General features: G+C 66.2%; 14 protein-coding genes. 2 read left to right on the top strand and 12 right to left on the bottom strand.

All coding sequences use genetic code 11. From position 1 onward, the window contains the following. Positions 1 to 108: 108 nt before the first annotated feature. From AIOL_RS14170 to AIOL_RS14115, 12 genes are all read right to left on the bottom strand, one after another. Positions 109 to 1,233, bottom strand: coding sequence for a cobalamin-independent methionine synthase II family protein (locus tag AIOL_RS14170; RefSeq protein ID WP_049643580.1), 1,125 nt, complete (start codon positions 1,231 to 1,233; stop codon positions 109 to 111). Positions 1,234 to 1,300: 67 nt separating this feature from the next. Beyond that, positions 1,301 to 2,311 carry a hypothetical protein gene (locus tag AIOL_RS14165; RefSeq protein WP_049643579.1) on the bottom strand — a complete coding sequence of 337 codons (1,011 nt, stop codon included), beginning with the start codon at positions 2,309 to 2,311 and terminating at the stop codon, positions 1,301 to 1,303. Between the two features lies 1 nt (position 2,312). Further along, entirely contained in the window at positions 2,313 to 3,269 is a 957-nt protein-coding gene (locus tag AIOL_RS14160; protein WP_049643578.1) for a cupin domain-containing protein, read from the bottom strand. 92 nt (positions 3,270 to 3,361) lie between these two features. After that, positions 3,362 to 4,330 carry a nuclear transport factor 2 family protein gene (locus AIOL_RS14155; protein WP_049643577.1) on the bottom strand — a complete coding sequence of 323 codons (969 nt, stop codon included), beginning with the start codon at positions 4,328 to 4,330 and terminating at the stop codon, positions 3,362 to 3,364. Continuing rightward, entirely contained in the window at positions 4,327 to 5,346 is a 1,020-nt protein-coding gene (locus AIOL_RS14150; RefSeq protein WP_049643576.1) for a LacI family DNA-binding transcriptional regulator, read from the bottom strand. Before AIOL_RS14150 ends, AIOL_RS14155 begins: the two co-directional genes overlap by 4 nt. Further along, positions 5,343 to 6,269: a hypothetical protein gene (locus AIOL_RS14145; RefSeq protein WP_049643575.1), complete on the bottom strand. Its 927-nt coding sequence runs from the start codon at positions 6,267 to 6,269 to the stop codon at positions 5,343 to 5,345. The genes AIOL_RS14150 and AIOL_RS14145 overlap by 4 nt, the downstream gene beginning before the upstream one ends. Next, positions 6,266 to 7,291 carry an ester cyclase gene (locus AIOL_RS14140; protein WP_082152594.1) on the bottom strand — a complete coding sequence of 342 codons (1,026 nt, stop codon included), beginning with the start codon at positions 7,289 to 7,291 and terminating at the stop codon, positions 6,266 to 6,268. The genes AIOL_RS14145 and AIOL_RS14140 overlap by 4 nt, the downstream gene beginning before the upstream one ends. A gap of 95 nt (positions 7,292 to 7,386) precedes the next feature. Then, positions 7,387 to 8,697: a histidinol dehydrogenase gene (gene hisD, locus AIOL_RS14135; RefSeq protein WP_049643574.1), complete on the bottom strand. Its 1,311-nt coding sequence runs from the start codon at positions 8,695 to 8,697 to the stop codon at positions 7,387 to 7,389. Between the two features lie 150 nt (positions 8,698 to 8,847). Continuing rightward, a complete protein-coding gene (locus tag AIOL_RS14130) occupies positions 8,848 to 9,729 on the bottom strand; it encodes a carbohydrate ABC transporter permease (protein WP_049643573.1) in 882 nt (293 codons plus the stop codon). Between the two features lies 1 nt (position 9,730). After that, positions 9,731 to 10,759 (bottom strand): carbohydrate ABC transporter permease, encoded by a 1,029-nt coding sequence (locus tag AIOL_RS14125; RefSeq protein ID WP_049643572.1) that lies wholly within the window; start codon positions 10,757 to 10,759, stop codon positions 9,731 to 9,733. An 80-nt stretch (positions 10,760 to 10,839) separates the two neighbouring features. After that, the gene (locus AIOL_RS14120; RefSeq protein ID WP_049643571.1) at positions 10,840 to 12,081 is read right to left on the bottom strand and encodes an ABC transporter substrate-binding protein; all 1,242 of its coding nucleotides are present in this window, start codon (positions 12,079 to 12,081) and stop codon (positions 10,840 to 10,842) included. 69 nt (positions 12,082 to 12,150) lie between these two features. Then, entirely contained in the window at positions 12,151 to 13,203 is a 1,053-nt protein-coding gene (locus AIOL_RS14115) for an ABC transporter ATP-binding protein (protein ID WP_049643570.1), read from the bottom strand. A gap of 128 nt (positions 13,204 to 13,331) precedes the next feature. Here AIOL_RS14115 and AIOL_RS14110 point away from each other — a divergent pair, with 128 nt between their 5' ends. Beyond that, positions 13,332 to 14,300 carry a nuclear transport factor 2 family protein gene (locus AIOL_RS14110; RefSeq protein ID WP_049643569.1) on the top strand — a complete coding sequence of 323 codons (969 nt, stop codon included), beginning with the start codon at positions 13,332 to 13,334 and terminating at the stop codon, positions 14,298 to 14,300. Next, on the top strand, positions 14,297 to 15,169 hold the full coding sequence (locus AIOL_RS14105) for an amidohydrolase family protein (protein WP_049643568.1): 873 nt from the start codon (positions 14,297 to 14,299) through the stop codon (positions 15,167 to 15,169). Before AIOL_RS14110 ends, AIOL_RS14105 begins: the two co-directional genes overlap by 4 nt. Positions 15,170 to 15,297: the final 128 nt, after the last annotated feature.

Here is a 15,297-nt window from a genome sequence, read left to right as displayed (position 1 = left end):
CAATCGCGGCATCCGTATTTTTGGCCAAGAAGAAGAGCACAGCGCCTGGGTTGAACCGGCCGCGGGTTTTGCGGGCCTGCTTTGGATCGCGCCAGCCTTGCCGAACTCCTATCGCACCGCAGCGGCGCCCTCGGACAGGGCGGCGAGCTTGGCATAGGCGATCTCTGGGTCCACCGCGCCAAAGCCCGCGAAGGTCCCAAACCCGCAATCGGAGCCCGCGATCACGCGGTCGGCGCCGATGATTTCCGTAAATCTTTCAATGCGTTGCTGGACGACCTTTGGGTGCTCGACAAAGTTCGTCGTCGTGTCCACGACCCCCGGCACCAGCACCTTGTCATCGGGGATTTCGGCGCGGCGATCCCGAAACACCTCCCATTCATGGGCGTGGCGCGGGTTCGACGTCTCAAACAGCAGATAGCGCGCTTTGGTGGACATCAGCGTCGCGAACACCTTGTCCATGCCGATGTCGCAGCAATGCGGGCCTTCGTAATTGCCCCAGCAGATATGCACGCGCACCTTCTCGGCGGGCACATCCGCCAGCGCGTGGTTGAGCGCCTCGACATGCATATTGGCCACCGACACGAACTCATCATCCGACAAATCGGTAAACAACATATGACGCGACAGAGCGAGGTCGGGGCAATCAAGCTGCAGGTCCAGCCCCGCAGCCACGATCGTCTCGTATTCTGCCTTCATCGCGTCGGCCAGCGCGGCCAGGTAAGCCTCGCGGTTGGGGTAGTAATCGTTTTGCAAAAACAGAGAGATAACGCCGGGAGAGGCGGCGTTCATGAAGCCGCGTTCCAGCCCATGCTCGGCCATCGCCGCCTTGAGATTGGCGATGTCCTTTTCCAGCTCGCCCTGGCCCTTGGAGCGGACCTCGCCCACGCACATCGGGCGGGCATATTTGGGCGTGCCGCCGTCATTGGCTAAGCGCTTGAGAAAGCTGGGAAACATCTTGAGATCCGCCGGCGCGTTGCGGGGGCTGTCGCCGCCGAACCCGGTGTAGCGGTCCTTGACGTAAGTGGCGTAGCTGATCTTGGAGGTCTCGCCGTCCGAGACGATGTCGATCCCCGCATCCTTCTGTTTCCGCACGGTTTCCGACACGGCCGCGGTCATGGCCGCGTCGAACGCGGCCTGGTCGAACGGCTGCTCTCGCTCGCGGGCAAAGATGAAGTCCACCACCTCTTGGCTGCGGGGCAGGGAGCCTACATGCGTGGTCAAAACGCGGGTCATTTTGGGCCTCTTTCGTTCGGTCGGCAAAGTGTCGGCTTTTGGTCGGCCTTTTGTCGGGCACATGCGCTCATTTCGTCAGGCTCCGCCCGTCGAAGCGCCAGGGAATATCGCAGGCCCCGGTCTGGCAGGCCCCCGCCGTGCCGGAGGTCATCAGACCGGGTTGCCCGTTCGGCAGGGCCACAATCTGGAAGCCGATCGCCAGGATGCCCTCGGGGCGGCCGTAGCCGCGGGTGGATAGGAACAGGTCGATCAGGCAGTTCGCCGCGCCGCAATTCGGGCGCGGGCCAAAGCCGCCCTGGCAGGTGATGTCTCCCCAGTCGATGACGTAATCCCCGCGCCCGTCGCGGTCGAAATCGGCGACGCCCATCTGGCTGGTGTCGAATTGGTAGCTGCCGTTGCAGCCCTGGGAGAGGTACTGCTGCATCACTGGCGGCAAGCCCGCGGGGGGCGCGGTGGCCGGGGCGGCGGGCGCCACAGGTTGGGCCGCGGTTTGGTTGCGGTTCATATGCGCCGCCAGTCGCGGCGGCAGCGGGTGCCCCATCTCCAACCAGCGATAGATGCAGGGCGTCAGCCCCTCCGAGAGCGCCCGCGCCAGCCCGTCCGCGGCGTAGCGCCGGGCCGCGCCGGTGCCGCTGTCGATGGTGATCGAGGTGGCGTCGAAGAGCTCCAGCACGCCGGGGCCGTAGAACCGGGTCAGCCCGGTCCAGGCGCCGTAGAAGTCCGAATACTGCATCGCGGGCAGCGCGTGGCGCGCCCCATCCGTGGCCAGGCTCGGGCGCGGCAGGTCCGGCGACACGCCGAAGGGCGACAGAAAATCGGTCGAGAAGCTGATCGCCAGGTCATAGGGCGTGTCGGTGCGCAGCGATTCGTGGTCCCCGGTCTCCATCAGCGGGCGCCCCTGCGGCGAGGGCGCGGTGCAGCTGAGCGTCACGGCGCCGTCGGCGGTGAAGGCCGCGCCGTAGATCAGCGCGCCCGTGTCGGTGGTCCGCGACTGCCAGGTCTGCGCGGCGGCGGCATGGGCGGCTAGGACGAAGCCGAGCGCAAGGATAGCCTTTGGTATCGTGCCATCCTTTATCATGTCATCCCCTCCAGGTCGGGCCAGCGGGATCGCCGGTGCCGGTGACCCGATAGAGCCCCGCGTCGCCGGACATGGAGGGCAGCGCGGCATGGGCAAGCCCGGCGGGCACCGACATCGTATCCCCCGGGGCCAGCGTGTCCGAGCCGCCCGGCCATGTCACGCGCCAATGCCCGCGCACCGGCATCAGCACCGTGGGGCGGTCGCGGCTCTGGGGCGCGTCGCTGGCCGAGCCGCTTGTGATGAAATCCACCTCGAACCCCGGCCTGTCGCGCAAGAGCCCCGCCGCGCCGATGACCTTGCAGGGCGCGCGATCCGCCAGCGCCACCATGTCCCAGTAGCGGGCCACGTGGTTGGGCAGCACCTCGGCGGTGCTGGGCTCGGGCCGCTTGGCGAGCTCCCGGGGCGTCATCAGCGGCATGGGCGATACGCCCGGCGGCAGGGCTTCGCCCCTCTTGCTGTCATAGAGCTTGCCGGTCTCGGCCAGGATCAGGCCATGCGCGGCGGCGTCCTCGATCACCTGCGGCGCCCACATCACGCCGCCGCCAGCGTCGTCGCCGCCCAGGATCGCCATGACCATCCCGTAATCGCTGCCGATATTCTCGAACCCCCGGAAGATGCCCGTGGGGATGTTGAAGATGTCGCCGGGCTCCAGCGTGACCTCGCCCGCGTCGCCCCAGCGCCCCCAGAAGAAGCGCCAGCGGCCCGAGAGGACAAAGAACGCCTCTGCCGTGCGGTGGTCATGCAAGCTGTTGCGGCAGCGGGGCGGCTGGCCCGCGGCACCGATGTTGAATCCATGCGGGGTTGCGATGTGCACGTGCTGGTCGGGGCTCTCCGAGACCCCGCCGCCGATGACGGTGAAGTTCTCTTTATGGTCAGAGCCCGGCGTGTGGGCGTCGATGAAGGCGGTCCTGCAAGGGATCAGCGCGCCGTAGCGGACGATCTGCGGTGCCGTGTCCATTTCGTTCCTCCCGCCCCGGACCTGACCCGGGGCCTCAACGTCAATCCACCACGAGGTCCCGGTTCAAGTCCGGGACGGCGCGGTTGCGGCCCCTAGGAGCCGCCTAACAAGATCTGCTTCCACACCGCCGTCTCATCAAACAGCGTGAACTCTCGGCGCAGGCCCCAGGGGCCGAACTCGGCATGGGTGGCGCCCATCACGTAGACATCCGCGCCGGTGGGCGCGCCAAAGCTGCCCCAGCCGTCATGCGCCCCATGCAGCCCCCAGCGCAGCGCGGCGCGGGGCGGCATCAGGGGGTCCTCGCGGCCGATCTGGTGCTCGACGGTGAAGCGCGCATTGGGGAAGGAGGCCCGCAGCCCCATCCAGAACTCATCCGCGTCACCGGTCGAGAGCCCGGACACCCCGCCGGGGTATTCCAGCGCGCAGGCGCGGTCGTAAGCCTCTGGGATCGCGGCCATGTCCGCCCCCATGATCCGCGTCAGGATATCCGCCAGCCGTTGGCCCCATGGGTTGTCATTGCCGCGCCCCGTGTAGGGACCCGGCACGTCAATTGCGGGCGTAAATGGCCGCACGGCGGTCTCAGGCCCGCCCTCGCGGGCGATCAGGTCGGCGGCGTAGTCCCGTGGCTCCCAGCCAAGCTGCCGCACGATGGCGCCCTGGTCGCGGATCAGCCACTCGTCGTTGATCTGGCCCGCGATCGCGTGGCAGTCGGCGATGATGCGGTAGTCCAGCCGCGTGCCCGTGGCCTTGCCATAGACCCCGTCGCCCGAATGGGTGGCCGTGGAGTGGATGCGGTGCGACGACAGCATCCCCGCCTCGGGCGAGCCCGACCAGATCACGTCCTCGCCGTAGAGCGCCCGATCCGGGAACTCCGCCAGGGTCGCCATGGTCGCCGCGATCACGCCCTGGTTGCCCACCACCACCGAGTCCGGCGAGCGCACCAGGATGTCGGCTGCGTAATAGTCATGCAGGGTCGCGATGCCGCGCTCCTCCCAGATCTCCTTGGTGATCCCGATGATGTAGTCGGGGAAGTCCTTGAACTTGGGGTCAAAGCCCTTCATGGCTCGTATCCTTCCGGTATCCGGGCCGAGCCGCGCAGCACCAGCGGGCCGGGGATCATGGCGCGGCGCGGCGGGCTTGCGGGATCGTCGATCTGCGCCATCAGCGTCTCCACCGTGGCCGCGACCATGCGGTTGGCGGGCTGGCGCACCGTGGTGAGGTCATAGGCGGGCCAGGCGGCGGTCGGCACGTCGTCATAGCCCACAACGGACACGTCCCCCGGCACCGCGCGCCCCAGCTCGAACCGCAGCACGTCCATCACCGCGAAGGCCATGTGATCGTTGGCCACAAAGACCGCGTCGGGGGGATCGGGGCGCGAGAACATCTCGAGCGCCGCCGCCCGCGCGCTATCCATGTGGAAGTTGCCAACCGCGCGGGCGTGCAGCGCCACGCCCGCCGCCTGCAGCCCGGCCAGAAAGCCCAGTTCGCGGTCGCGCTGGGTCGAGGCGCCCTCCCAGCCCGCGATATAGCCGATGCGCGCATGCCCGCCCGCCAGCAGGAACTGCGCCACCTTCCGCCCCCCGGCGATGTTGTCAGAGGTCACCGCCGAGAGCGACGGGTCGTCCTGCGTCCGGTTGAACAGCACCACCGGCACCCCGGCGTTGCGGCAGCGCGTCAGCAGGTCCGAGGACAGCGCCACCGAGGCGGCGATGATCCCGTCCACCTGGTAGTCCAGGATCTCCTCCATCACCTGGTCGATGTTATCGGTCAGCGTGTTCGCCATGAAGACCAGCACGTGATAGCCCTGCGCCTGCAGGGCGTTGGAGAGCCGCTCCAGCGCGTCGGGGTAGAACTGGTTCTCCAGATAGGCCACCACCAGCCCGATCATGCGCGTGCGCCCCGAGACCATGGCGCGGGCCAGCGTGTTGGGGCGATAGCCCAGCTCGGCGGCGGCCGCGCGCACCTTCTGCACGGTCTTGGCGCTAGCAGACGCGCCGGGGGTGAAGACCCGGCTGACCGCGGATTGCGAGACCCCCGCGCGCAGGGCGACCTCGGCGGAGGTGATCTTGGCACTCATACCGGCACCTCCCTCGGGAAGGCCAATCCCAACGCATCGAACGCCGCTTGGCGCATCTGCATGGCCAGCGGGTCGTGGAAGAGGGGCAGGGCGCGTGTTCTGTTTTCGCCGTCTAGCCATCCCTCTTGCAGACGCCAGCCTTCGAAAAAGAGGCGATCCATCTGGGTCTTCGCATGGAAAATTAATCCCTTGAACTGGCCCTCACGGCTGACCGTGCGATCGAACTTTGCCTGCGCCGGGTGTTTTGCGATCAGATCGGCGTTGGCTTGTTCCTGCTGGGCGACCGAAGCATCGACTTTCTCCGCATCGATATCGGCCATATCGTGCATCGTCTCGACGACATCCTGCGGCATGGTATCCAAACATCGCTCAAGCCCGGATTGAAACCGAGCGTCTTCCTGGATGGACATCCCCCAGGCCCGCGGCTGCGCGCGCCAGAGCAAAAGCTCGGCCCGCGCGCTCCATGCCCCGTTCTCTACAAGCTCAAGCACCTCCAAGAGCGGCAAGTGCTCTGGCCTTACGAAGGCGTGTCCGGCACCATGCGCGGCCTGGATGTTTGGCTCGGGAGGGGCGGGCGGCGGCGGTGAGATGCGCTTGACTATAAGTTGGCCGTCGCGCGCGGGCGCAACGAAACGGGTGCCATCGCGTTGCCGGTATTCGATCTCGCGGCGCTGGGCGAGCACAGAGAGCACGACCCATGCAATGTCGTCCCAGCGCGGCCAAACCTTTGGATCACGCGCGGGTGTTCGCCGCGACGCCCCCCACTTCTGCAATGACGCATAGCCCAAACTCGCAAGCGCCATGCAACCGAACTGCCAGGCGGTCAGGGCTTGATCGTTCCAGCCATCTGGGTCCTGCTTCGGCAAAGCCTGCGTTAGATACTCTGCCGCGACCGGGCGCATATGTTGGGCGAATGCCGTCACAGCCCGGCCTCCTGTGCGATGGGCGCGATATGCCGCGCTTTGTTGAACTCGGCCATTCGGGCCAGCACGTCAACGCCGATCTGCGCGTAGAGGTCTAGCAGGTCCACCAGCACCCAATTCTCGCGGATCAGCCCGTCCTCCATGCGCCAGAAGTCCAGGCTGCGCAGCGTGACCTCCTGGCCGCTGGGCGCGATCCCCATCCAGCCGTCGCCAGTGATGGTCAGCCGCATGTTGGGCCAGCCGGTCTCGCAGACATACGCGCCCTGCGCCACCCAGTGGCTCATCAGATCGCCCATCGCGTCCAGCCTGCGGTCGGGCATGGCGCGCAGGAAGGGGATCTGGTGCCAGTGCCGGAAGCCCGCGACGCCGCGCCCGGTGCCGATGCCTGCGGGCCCGTACCAGTTGAACTTGGGGTGCCAGTGGCGCTCCAGCCGCATCACGGCGGGGTCCGGGTCGGCGGGGTGCTTGCACAAATCGGTGAGCATCGCGATGACATGGTTCATCGCCGCCGCGCCAGAGCCCCGCGGGGCCAGCCCGTCCTGGGTCATCGGCCCCGGCGTGCAGAGGTACGCGCCGAGCTGCGGCGCCATCGGCCAGGCGCGCGCCTGCATCATCAGCTCGGGGAGGTCCCAGATCGCCTGCATCTCGACCACGCGGTCGCCTTCGATGCGAAAGAACTCGTGATAGCGCATATGCGCCAGATGCCCGGTGGGCGGGATGCCGAGGAAGGGGGCCAGGAAGGTTCCCATATAATTGCCCATGCAACCGACCCAGTGCTGCTCCTCCGATGTGGTCCCCGCCAGCACGATCATGTCGCGGCGCTCCAGGTCGGGCAGGGCGGCCTCTAGCTTACTGAACACCTGTTCATAAAATACAGCCCCGCCCAGATCCCCGAAAGGATGGCACATATGCACCGCCGCATCGGGTGCCACCACCTGCAGCAGCGCCGCGGCCACGCCCTCGCCACGCGCCGCCGCCCGCTGAAACGGGGCAATCACATCGCGTATTTTCTCGGGGGTCATCTTCTTCGGTTCTCAAATATCCCGGGGAGGGTCTGGGAGGGGCAGAGCCCCTCCCAGTCGGTCGGATTTTGCGCATGCAAAATTCGAAACTAAGCTCATTCCGCCGCCTCGCCATAGGGCACGTTGCGCCCGCCATAGCGCCGCACGCGGATGTTGCACTGCTCGGCATGGCCCACGAAGCCCTCCAGCATGCAGAGCCGCGAGCCATAGGCGCCCATCTGGGCCGCCGCCGCGTCGGTCTCGATCCGCTGATAGCTGTGGGTTTTCAGGAACTTGCCGACCCAGAGCCCGCCCGTATAGCGCCCGGCCTTCTTGGTGGGCAGCGTGTGGTTGGTGCCGATCACCTTGTCGCCATTGGCCACGTTCGTCCGGGGCCCCAGGAACAGCGCGCCATAGCTCTGCATATGCTCCAGGAACCAGTCGTCGCGGTCGGTCATCACCTGCACATGCTCATAGGCCATCTCATTGGCGCGTTTTAGCATCTCGTCATAGGTCTCGCACAGCACCACGTCGCCATAGTCGCGCCAGGACGCCGCGGCGGTCTCGCGGGTGGGCAGGATCTGCAGGATGCGGTCGATCTCGGCCAGGGTCTCCTCGGCCAGCCTGGCGGAGTTGGTGATCAGGCAGGCGGGCGAGTTATAGCCGTGCTCGGCCTGGCCCAAAAGATCGGTGGCGCAGAGCTCGGCATCCACGCTCTCGTCGGCGATCACCATGGTCTCGGTGGGGCCCGCAAAGAGGTCGATCCCCACGCGCCCGTAAAGCTGGCGCTTGGCCTCGGCCACGAACGCATTGCCGGGGCCCACGAGCATATGCACGGGCTCGATGCTCTGCGTCCCCAGCGCCATCGCGCCCACCGCCTGGATGCCGCCGAGGCAATAGATCTCATGCGCGCCGCCCAGCTGCATCGCGGCCACGATGGCCGGGTGCGGCTTGCCCTCGACCGGGGGCGCGGAGGCGATGATGCGCGGCACCCCTGCCACCGAAGCGGTCAGCACCGACATATGCGCGCTGGCCACCATCGGGAACTTGCCGCCGGGCACATAGCAGCCGACGGATTGCACCGGGATATTCTTATGCCCCAGGATCACCCCCGGCTCGGTCTCGACCTCGATATCGGTCATCGAGGCGCGCTGGGCCTCGGCGAAGCGGCGGATCTGGCGCTGGGCGTATTTGATGTCCTCCATGTCGCGGGCCGAGACCTGGGACATGGCGGCCTCGATCTCGCCATCCGAGAGGCGGAAGGCCCCGGGCGCGTAGCCGTCGAATTTCTGGCTGAGGTCGCGCACCGCTTCATCGCCCCGGGCCTTGATATCGGCCAGGGTCGCCTCGACCACGCCGCGCACCTTGCTGTCCTCTTCGGCCTTCTCGGCCTCGGTTTTAGAGCGTTTCAGGTGTTCAATTGCCATGTTTTTCCTTTGTTGTGCCGTTCGCTCTTTGCGAGAACTGCCCGCCAGGGTTGGGCGAGCATTGTGTTGCCAAGCGAACCATCCTGCGCTCCGCGCGTTCGCGGTTCAAAAGGTCCCCCGGACCTTTTGTCGGCTTTGCCGAACCACCGATCACCCCTTCACAGCCCCCGCGGTTAGACCGCTAACGATCTGGCGCTGAAAGAACAGCACCAGGATGAAGAGCGGGATTATTGCCGATACCGCCGCCGCCACCGCGAACATCACATTGCCCTCGGTATAGGTCGTGCCCAGATAGGCGGCGATCTCGGGCACCATGGTGCGGTTGTTCTCGCTGAGCAGCATCGAGGTCACCGCGAAGTCGTTATAGGCCAGCAGGAACGAGAACAGCCCCGTGGTGATCACCCCCGGCCACATCACCGGGATGATCACGAAGCGGAAGGCCTGGAACTGCGTGCAGCCGTCCACCTTGGCGCTCTCGTCCAGCTCCTTGGGGATGCTCTGGAAGAACGAGTGCAGCATCCACAGCGTGAAGGGCTGGTTGATCGCCACCAGCACGATGATCGTGGTGGGCAGGATGCCCCAGACGTTCCATTCGAAGAACGGCAGCATGTAACCCGCCACCAGCGTGAGCGGCGGCATGGCCCGGAAGATCAGCGCCGCGATCAAAAGCCAGAACGTATAGCGATAGCCCGAGCGCGACAGCGCGTAGCCGCCCAGCGTGCCAATGGTCAGCGAGGTCAGCACCACGCAGAAGCAGATGATGAAGGTGTTGATGACGTTGCGCCAGAACTCCTGCTGCACCCAGGAGCCGTGATAGCCCGCGCCGGTGAAGGGGCGCCCGTATTCGGCCGTGGTGCGCTCGCCTGTCAGCGCATAGGTCCAATCGGCGATGGAGAAGAAATCAAGCTCGACCTTGAAGCTGCCCCAGGCCGTCCAGATGAACGGGAAGGCGGCGGCGACCAGCCAGGCCAGCGCGAAGGCATAGATCGTGACGCGCAGCCCCAGGGGGCGTCTCTGAGCGGCTCCCGCCATCTTACACCTTCCCCTTGAAGTCGCGCCAGCTGCGCACCAGCACCGGCGCCAGCAGGATCGCCACGCCAATGATCGTCATCACCGAGGTCGCCGAGGCCGAGGACAGCTGCCGCGTCTCGCCGCTGAGGTCGTTGTAGATGAACCACGAAAGCGTGTTGGCATGGGCCGAGGCGTTGAAGGCCACGACGGGCTCGAAGACCCGGAAGTTGTCCATCAGCTGGATCAGCGCCACGAAGGTCACCAGCGGCATCAGATGCGGCACCACCACATAGCGCACCTGCTGCCAGCGCGAGGCGCCGTCGATCCGGGCGGCCTCGATCTGGTCCTGCGGCAGGGTCTGCAGCCCCGCGTAGAAGATCACAAAGGCAAAGGGCGCCGCGTGCCAGATCCCCCAGATGATGATCGAGATCCACATCAGCGAGGTCGAGGCCTTGAGCGACAAATCAGGGTCGCCGGCCAGGTATTGCAGCGCCGAGCCCAGGATCCCGCGGCTGTCAAACATCCAAAACAGCACCAGCCCGCCGATCAGCGGCGTCACCACGAAGGGCAAGAGCGAGAAGAAGATCATCAGGCCGCGCAGCCGCGCGTGCAGCGCGTTCACCGCCAGCGCGATCATCAGCCCCAGGAGGATCACGAAGGGCGTGACAACGAAGGTGAAGACCAGCGTGAAGGCCATCGCGCGGTAGAATGGCAAATTATAGAGCCGGTCCCAGAAGTCCCCCCCGCCTGACGCGGTGGCCCAGATCTCGGCCACCTCCTGCACCGCCAGGTGCCCGCGGTCGAAATAGATGTCCAAACCGACGAACCGCCCCAGCGGCTGCGCGGCGCGCTTCTCTGCCGTTGCGGCGTGGTCCACGGTGGTCTCGGTGGTGCAGCCCACCAGGGGCGTGCAGGTCTCGACCTCTTTGAGCACCGCCTCGTGGGGGGCGAAGATCGACTGGGTCAGCACCGACACCATCGAGAAGCCGATGAAGAACAGCATCGCCAGGCCCGTGGGCAGGAAGAACCAGAAGAAGGTCGCGTGTTTCATTGCGCTCGCATCAGGTCAAAACGTGGATGAAGGGAGTAGGGTGGGCAATATTGCCCACCCTACCGCAGGCCTCGCAGGTCTTACTGCAAGAAGCCCTTTTCCTTGGCCGCGGCCACATAGGCCGCCTCGACATCCGCCAGGGTCTGCTCGGCGCTCTCCGAGCCGTTCATGAAGTCCGGCAGCTCGGCGCCCAGGGCGGTGTGCATCAGCCCCATATAGGGCAGCATCGGGTAGGCGATGGTGCCCATCTTGGCGGCCTCGAACACGCCCACGGCGGCCTCGGTCGGCTCGTAGCCGTCGATCAGCCACACCGCCTGGGTGCGCACGTCCTCATCGCTCATCAGGTCGGGCCGGATGCCGTTCATCAGCGCCACGAAGGTCGCCTCGGCCTCCGCGTCAGAGATGTTCTTGGCCACGGTCCAGCCGTCCCACCAGAGCGTGGAGGCCGGCGTCGTGCCGCCGCCCACGGTCATCGGGCCGGCCACGGCGTGGCCGTTCTTGACCTCTTCGGTGACGCCCTCGGCGGTGGTCTGCGTTGCGGCGCGCGAGCCCCACATGTTCAGCAACGCCACGTTGCCCGCGCGATACTCGGCGTTGGTCGCGTTACTGTCATGGGTCAGGAAGTCGGGGTTCATATAGCCCGAGAGCGCCTTCATCATGTTCAGCGTGTTCACGCCCGCCTCGGAGTTCACGCTGGGCTCGGCGGTGCCCGCCTTAAAATGCGCGCCGCCATAGCCCAGGAACATGTTGTTGAACTCCTGCGCGAGGTTCCAACCGGCTTTATAGGCGCCGCCGATGGGGTTCTCCATGATGCCCTTGGAGCGGATCATCTCGGCCGCCTCCAGCATCGCCTCGTAGCTCGCGGGCGGCGCGATGCCAAGATCCGCCAGGATGTCCTTGCGGTACATCAGGTGCTGGGCGTTGGCCATAAACGCCACGGCCATCACCTTGCCGTCGATGGTGATCAGCTGGTTCTTGGACAGCGCGCCGCCATGCTTGGCCACCAGATCATCCAGCGGGCGGATCACGTCCTCGTTCATCAGCGCCACGATGGAGGAGTTCGCGATGATCGCCGAGGTGTACTCCGCCGGGTCGCCCTGCATGCCGGGCACGTTGATCTTCTGGTGGTCCGCGGTGAGGTTCGTCGAGACCTCGCCGCCGCTGCATTTGGCAGCCTCGGCCCCCACGGTCTGGATCGCCGGGAACTCGTTGCCCACGATGGACACGCGCGCGCCAATCTCGCAGCCATGCCCGCCCGCAAGCGCGGTGGTGCTGGTGAGCGCAAGCATCGCGCCGGTCAGTGCAAATTTCTTCAGAAACATAAAATCCTCCCTGTTTCCGCTTCTTTGAGGATGCGCCTTGCAAGCCCGCACCCTGCTCTTATTCGGGGATCAATCCCCAATTCGCGCGCCCGTTTCGCCATCGAACAGGTGGCAAATCTCGGGTGGCACCGCGATCGAGACCATGTCTGCGATCTCGGCGCGGAACGACTTGTCGGCCTTGACACTTACCAGCGTGCCGGCGATGCGCACGGTGACGGCGGTGGCCTCGCCCAGAAGCTCCATGGTGTAGATCGGCGCGTTGATCTGGCCCTGGCCCTGGGTCGCCAGCGCGGCATCCTCGGCGCGAAAACCCAGCGTCGCTGGGCCGTCCGGCGCCCGCAGGCCCACGATCTCGACATGGGGGGCGGCGAAGGTGCCTTTCGCGATCCTGCCCTGCATCAGGTTCATCGCCGGGTTGCCGATGAACCCCGCCACAAAGGTGTTGGCCGGGCGGTCATAGATATCGGTCGGGCTGCCTACCTGCTGCACCACGCCCTGCTTCATCACCACCACGCGGTCGGCCAGGGTCATGGCCTCGATCTGGTCATGGGTGACATAGACCGTGGTCACGGCAAGCTCGTGGGAGAGGTTCTTGATCTGCGCCCGGGTCGAGACCCGCAGCTTGGCGTCGAGGTTTGACAGCGGCTCGTCCATTAGGAACACGTTGGGCTCGCGCACGATGGCGCGGGCCAGGGCCACGCGCTGGCGCTGACCGCCAGAGAGCTCGGCGGGCTTGCGGTGCAGGAAGTCGTCCAGCTCGACCATTGCCGAGGCCCGCCGCACCCGGTCGTCATGGCTGCTGGCGTCGATCCCGCGCACTTTGAGGGGGAAGCGGATGTTCTCGTAGACCGACATGTTGGGGTAGAGCGCGTAGCTTTGGAACACCATGGCCACGTCGCGGTCCTTGGGCTCGAGGTCGTTGACCACCTTGCCGTCGATCAGGATCTCGCCCTCGGAGGCGTCCTCGAGCCCCGCGATCATGCGCATCGTGGTGGTCTTGCCGCAGCCCGAGGGGCCCAGCAGCACCAGGAACTCCTGGTCCGCGATGGTCAGGTCGAACTTGTCGACCCCCACGAAGGAGCCCCAGCGTTTCGACAAGCTTCGCAGCTGGATCTCGGCCATCCGGTGCAATCCCCCCATGTGCCGGGTGTGGCCCCGGACTCAGTTTGCATGCGTATGCAAAAGGCTAGACTCAGCGCCCGGGATTTGGCAAGTCTTTTTTGCAAGCGTATGCAAAACGGTGGGCGCGCATGGGATTCCAAGCAGAAAAACAGGTGGTTCTGGACCATTACGCCGCCCTGGACGCGGGCGCGGACATGCCCGCCTGCGGGCCCGATCTGCTGTGGCGCGGCTTCCACCCGTTCGGCGAGATCATCGGCGCCGCGGCGGTCTCTGAGCAGGTGTGGCGGCCCATGCGGGCCGCGATCACCTCGCTACAGCGGCGTATGGACATCTTCTTTGCCGGGGAGAATTACCTGCCAGCGGGCGGGCGCTGGGTGGTGTCGATGGGCCACCTCATGGGGCTCTTCGACCGCCCCTGGCTGGGCCTAAAACCCACCGGTAAGATCGTGATGCTGCGCTACGCGGCCTTCCATCGGGTCGATGGCGGGCGCGTCGTGGAAGAGGCGATGTATTTCGACATTCCCCACCTGATGGTCCAGGCCGGGTACCGGCCGTTCCCCGGCCAGACCGCGCAGCACCTGGTCCAGCCTGGCCCGACGACACATGCCGGCCTGCTGCACGAGGATCGCGACCCGAAGGAGGGTCGCCGCACGCTGGCCGCGATTGAGGCGATGATCAACGACCTCGGCACCTGGCAGCTTGGCCTGCCGCTGGAGGAGGAGCTGCGCCGCACCTGGCACGAGGACATGCTCTGGTGGGGCCCCGAGGGCATCGGCGCGACCTACACCATCCCGCGCTACGCCCAGCAGCACTCCGCGCCCTTCCGCGCGGCCTTTTCAGAGCGCTCCTCCACCGGCCATATCGCGCGGCTGGCCGAGGGGCATTTCGGCGGCTTCTTCGGCTGGCCCAACTTCACCGCGCGGCTCACCGGGCCCTTCATGGGGCAGGAGCCGGACGGCAAGCTGGCGGAGTTCCGTGTGATCGACCTCTACCGGCGGCAGGGCGACAAGCTGGCCGAGAACTGGGTCGTCATCGATCTGCTGCATTTCTGGAAGCAGCACGGCTGGGACATTCTTGGGGAGGCAACGGGGACATGAGGATCGACGCGCATCACCACCTATGGGACTTAAGCGCGGTGGACTACCCCTGGCTGATGGAGCGCGGCGCGCGGCGCTTCTTTGGCGACCCGACGCCGATCCAGCGGGACTATCTGATCGAGGAGTTCCGGGCGGAGGCCGCGGCGCAGGGCTTTGCGGGCTCGGTGCATATCCAGGTCGGCGCGGCGGATGGCTGGGCCGAGGCACGGTGGGTGCAGGGCGTCGCCGACGCCAATCCCGATTGCCCCCTGGCGCAGGTGGTGTTCTGCGACCTGACCTCGGACGGTCTGAGCGCGCAGCTTGACCGCTTCCAAACGCTGGCTTCCGTGCGCGGCGTGCGCCAGATCCTGGGTCGCGCGCCGGGCGAGGATGCGGTGACGGGCACGAACGCGCTCTTGGCCGATCCCCGCTTTCTGGCGGGGGTGCAGGAGGCCGGTCGGCGGGGGCTGAGCTTTGATCTGCAACTGATCCCGGAATTGATGGCAAGGACAGCCCGGGTGCTGCAAGAGGCGCCCGGAACCCAGGTGGCGCTCTGCCATGCGGGTTCGCCGCATGATCGCAGCGCCGACGGGCTGGCCCGCTGGGCCGAGCAGCTCAAAGCGCTCTCGGCGCTGCCGCATGTGACCTGCAAGCTCTCAGGATTGGGCATGTTCCAGCACGACTGGACCCAGCAGGATTTCGCCCCCATCGTGGCGACCTGCCTGGAGCAGTTCGGGCCCGAGCGCTGCATGTTCGGATCGAACTTCCCCGTAGACAGCCTCTATTCCGACTATGCCGCGCTGGCGCGCGCCATGCGCGAGCTGGTTCCGCAAGCGGCGCATCAGCTGGTCTTTGGGGGCACCGCGCAGGGCTTTTACCGCCTGATTTAGATCGGCAATTTTGTGGCGCTCGGGTCACAAAACGTAACAAGCGGCAACCCGCGGTAACGATCCGCGCAAAAACGTGAACCTAAACGACGAACAATGTTTGTAATGCGACATTTTTTGTCGCAATAATT

Origin of the sequence: Candidatus Rhodobacter oscarellae (assembly GCF_001078595.1) — a bacterium.
GTDB classification, from domain to species: domain Bacteria; phylum Pseudomonadota; class Alphaproteobacteria; order Rhodobacterales; family Rhodobacteraceae; genus Rhodobacter_B; species Rhodobacter_B oscarellae.
The sequence above is the reverse complement of the archived record's forward strand: the minus strand, read 5'-3'. Positions and strand labels throughout refer to the sequence as shown.

What these genes read in the sequence shown, in the direction of transcription:
- AIOL_RS14170 (WP_049643580.1), bottom strand. Translation starts at nt 1,233, where the DNA reads ATGACCCGCGTTTTGACCACGCATGTAGGCTCCCTGCCCCGCAGCCAA.
- hisD (WP_049643574.1), bottom strand. Translation starts at nt 8,697, where the DNA reads ATGGCAATTGAACACCTGAAACGCTCTAAAACCGAGGCCGAGAAGGCC.
- AIOL_RS14160 (WP_049643578.1), bottom strand. Translation starts at nt 3,269, where the DNA reads ATGGACACGGCACCGCAGATCGTCCGCTACGGCGCGCTGATCCCTTGC.
- AIOL_RS14155 (WP_049643577.1), bottom strand. Translation starts at nt 4,330, where the DNA reads ATGAAGGGCTTTGACCCCAAGTTCAAGGACTTCCCCGACTACATCATC.
- AIOL_RS14125 (WP_049643572.1), bottom strand. Translation starts at nt 10,759, where the DNA reads ATGAAACACGCGACCTTCTTCTGGTTCTTCCTGCCCACGGGCCTGGCG.
- AIOL_RS14120 (WP_049643571.1), bottom strand. Translation starts at nt 12,081, where the DNA reads ATGTTTCTGAAGAAATTTGCACTGACCGGCGCGATGCTTGCGCTCACC.
- AIOL_RS14130 (WP_049643573.1), bottom strand. Translation starts at nt 9,729, where the DNA reads ATGGCGGGAGCCGCTCAGAGACGCCCCCTGGGGCTGCGCGTCACGATC.
- AIOL_RS14110 (WP_049643569.1), top strand. Translation starts at nt 13,332, where the DNA reads ATGGGATTCCAAGCAGAAAAACAGGTGGTTCTGGACCATTACGCCGCC.
- AIOL_RS14115 (WP_049643570.1), bottom strand. Translation starts at nt 13,203, where the DNA reads ATGGCCGAGATCCAGCTGCGAAGCTTGTCGAAACGCTGGGGCTCCTTC.
- AIOL_RS14165 (WP_049643579.1), bottom strand. Translation starts at nt 2,311, where the DNA reads ATGATAAAGGATGGCACGATACCAAAGGCTATCCTTGCGCTCGGCTTC.
- AIOL_RS14150 (WP_049643576.1), bottom strand. Translation starts at nt 5,346, where the DNA reads ATGAGTGCCAAGATCACCTCCGCCGAGGTCGCCCTGCGCGCGGGGGTC.
- AIOL_RS14105 (WP_049643568.1), top strand. Translation starts at nt 14,297, where the DNA reads ATGAGGATCGACGCGCATCACCACCTATGGGACTTAAGCGCGGTGGAC.
- AIOL_RS14140 (WP_082152594.1), bottom strand. Translation starts at nt 7,291, where the DNA reads ATGACCCCCGAGAAAATACGCGATGTGATTGCCCCGTTTCAGCGGGCG.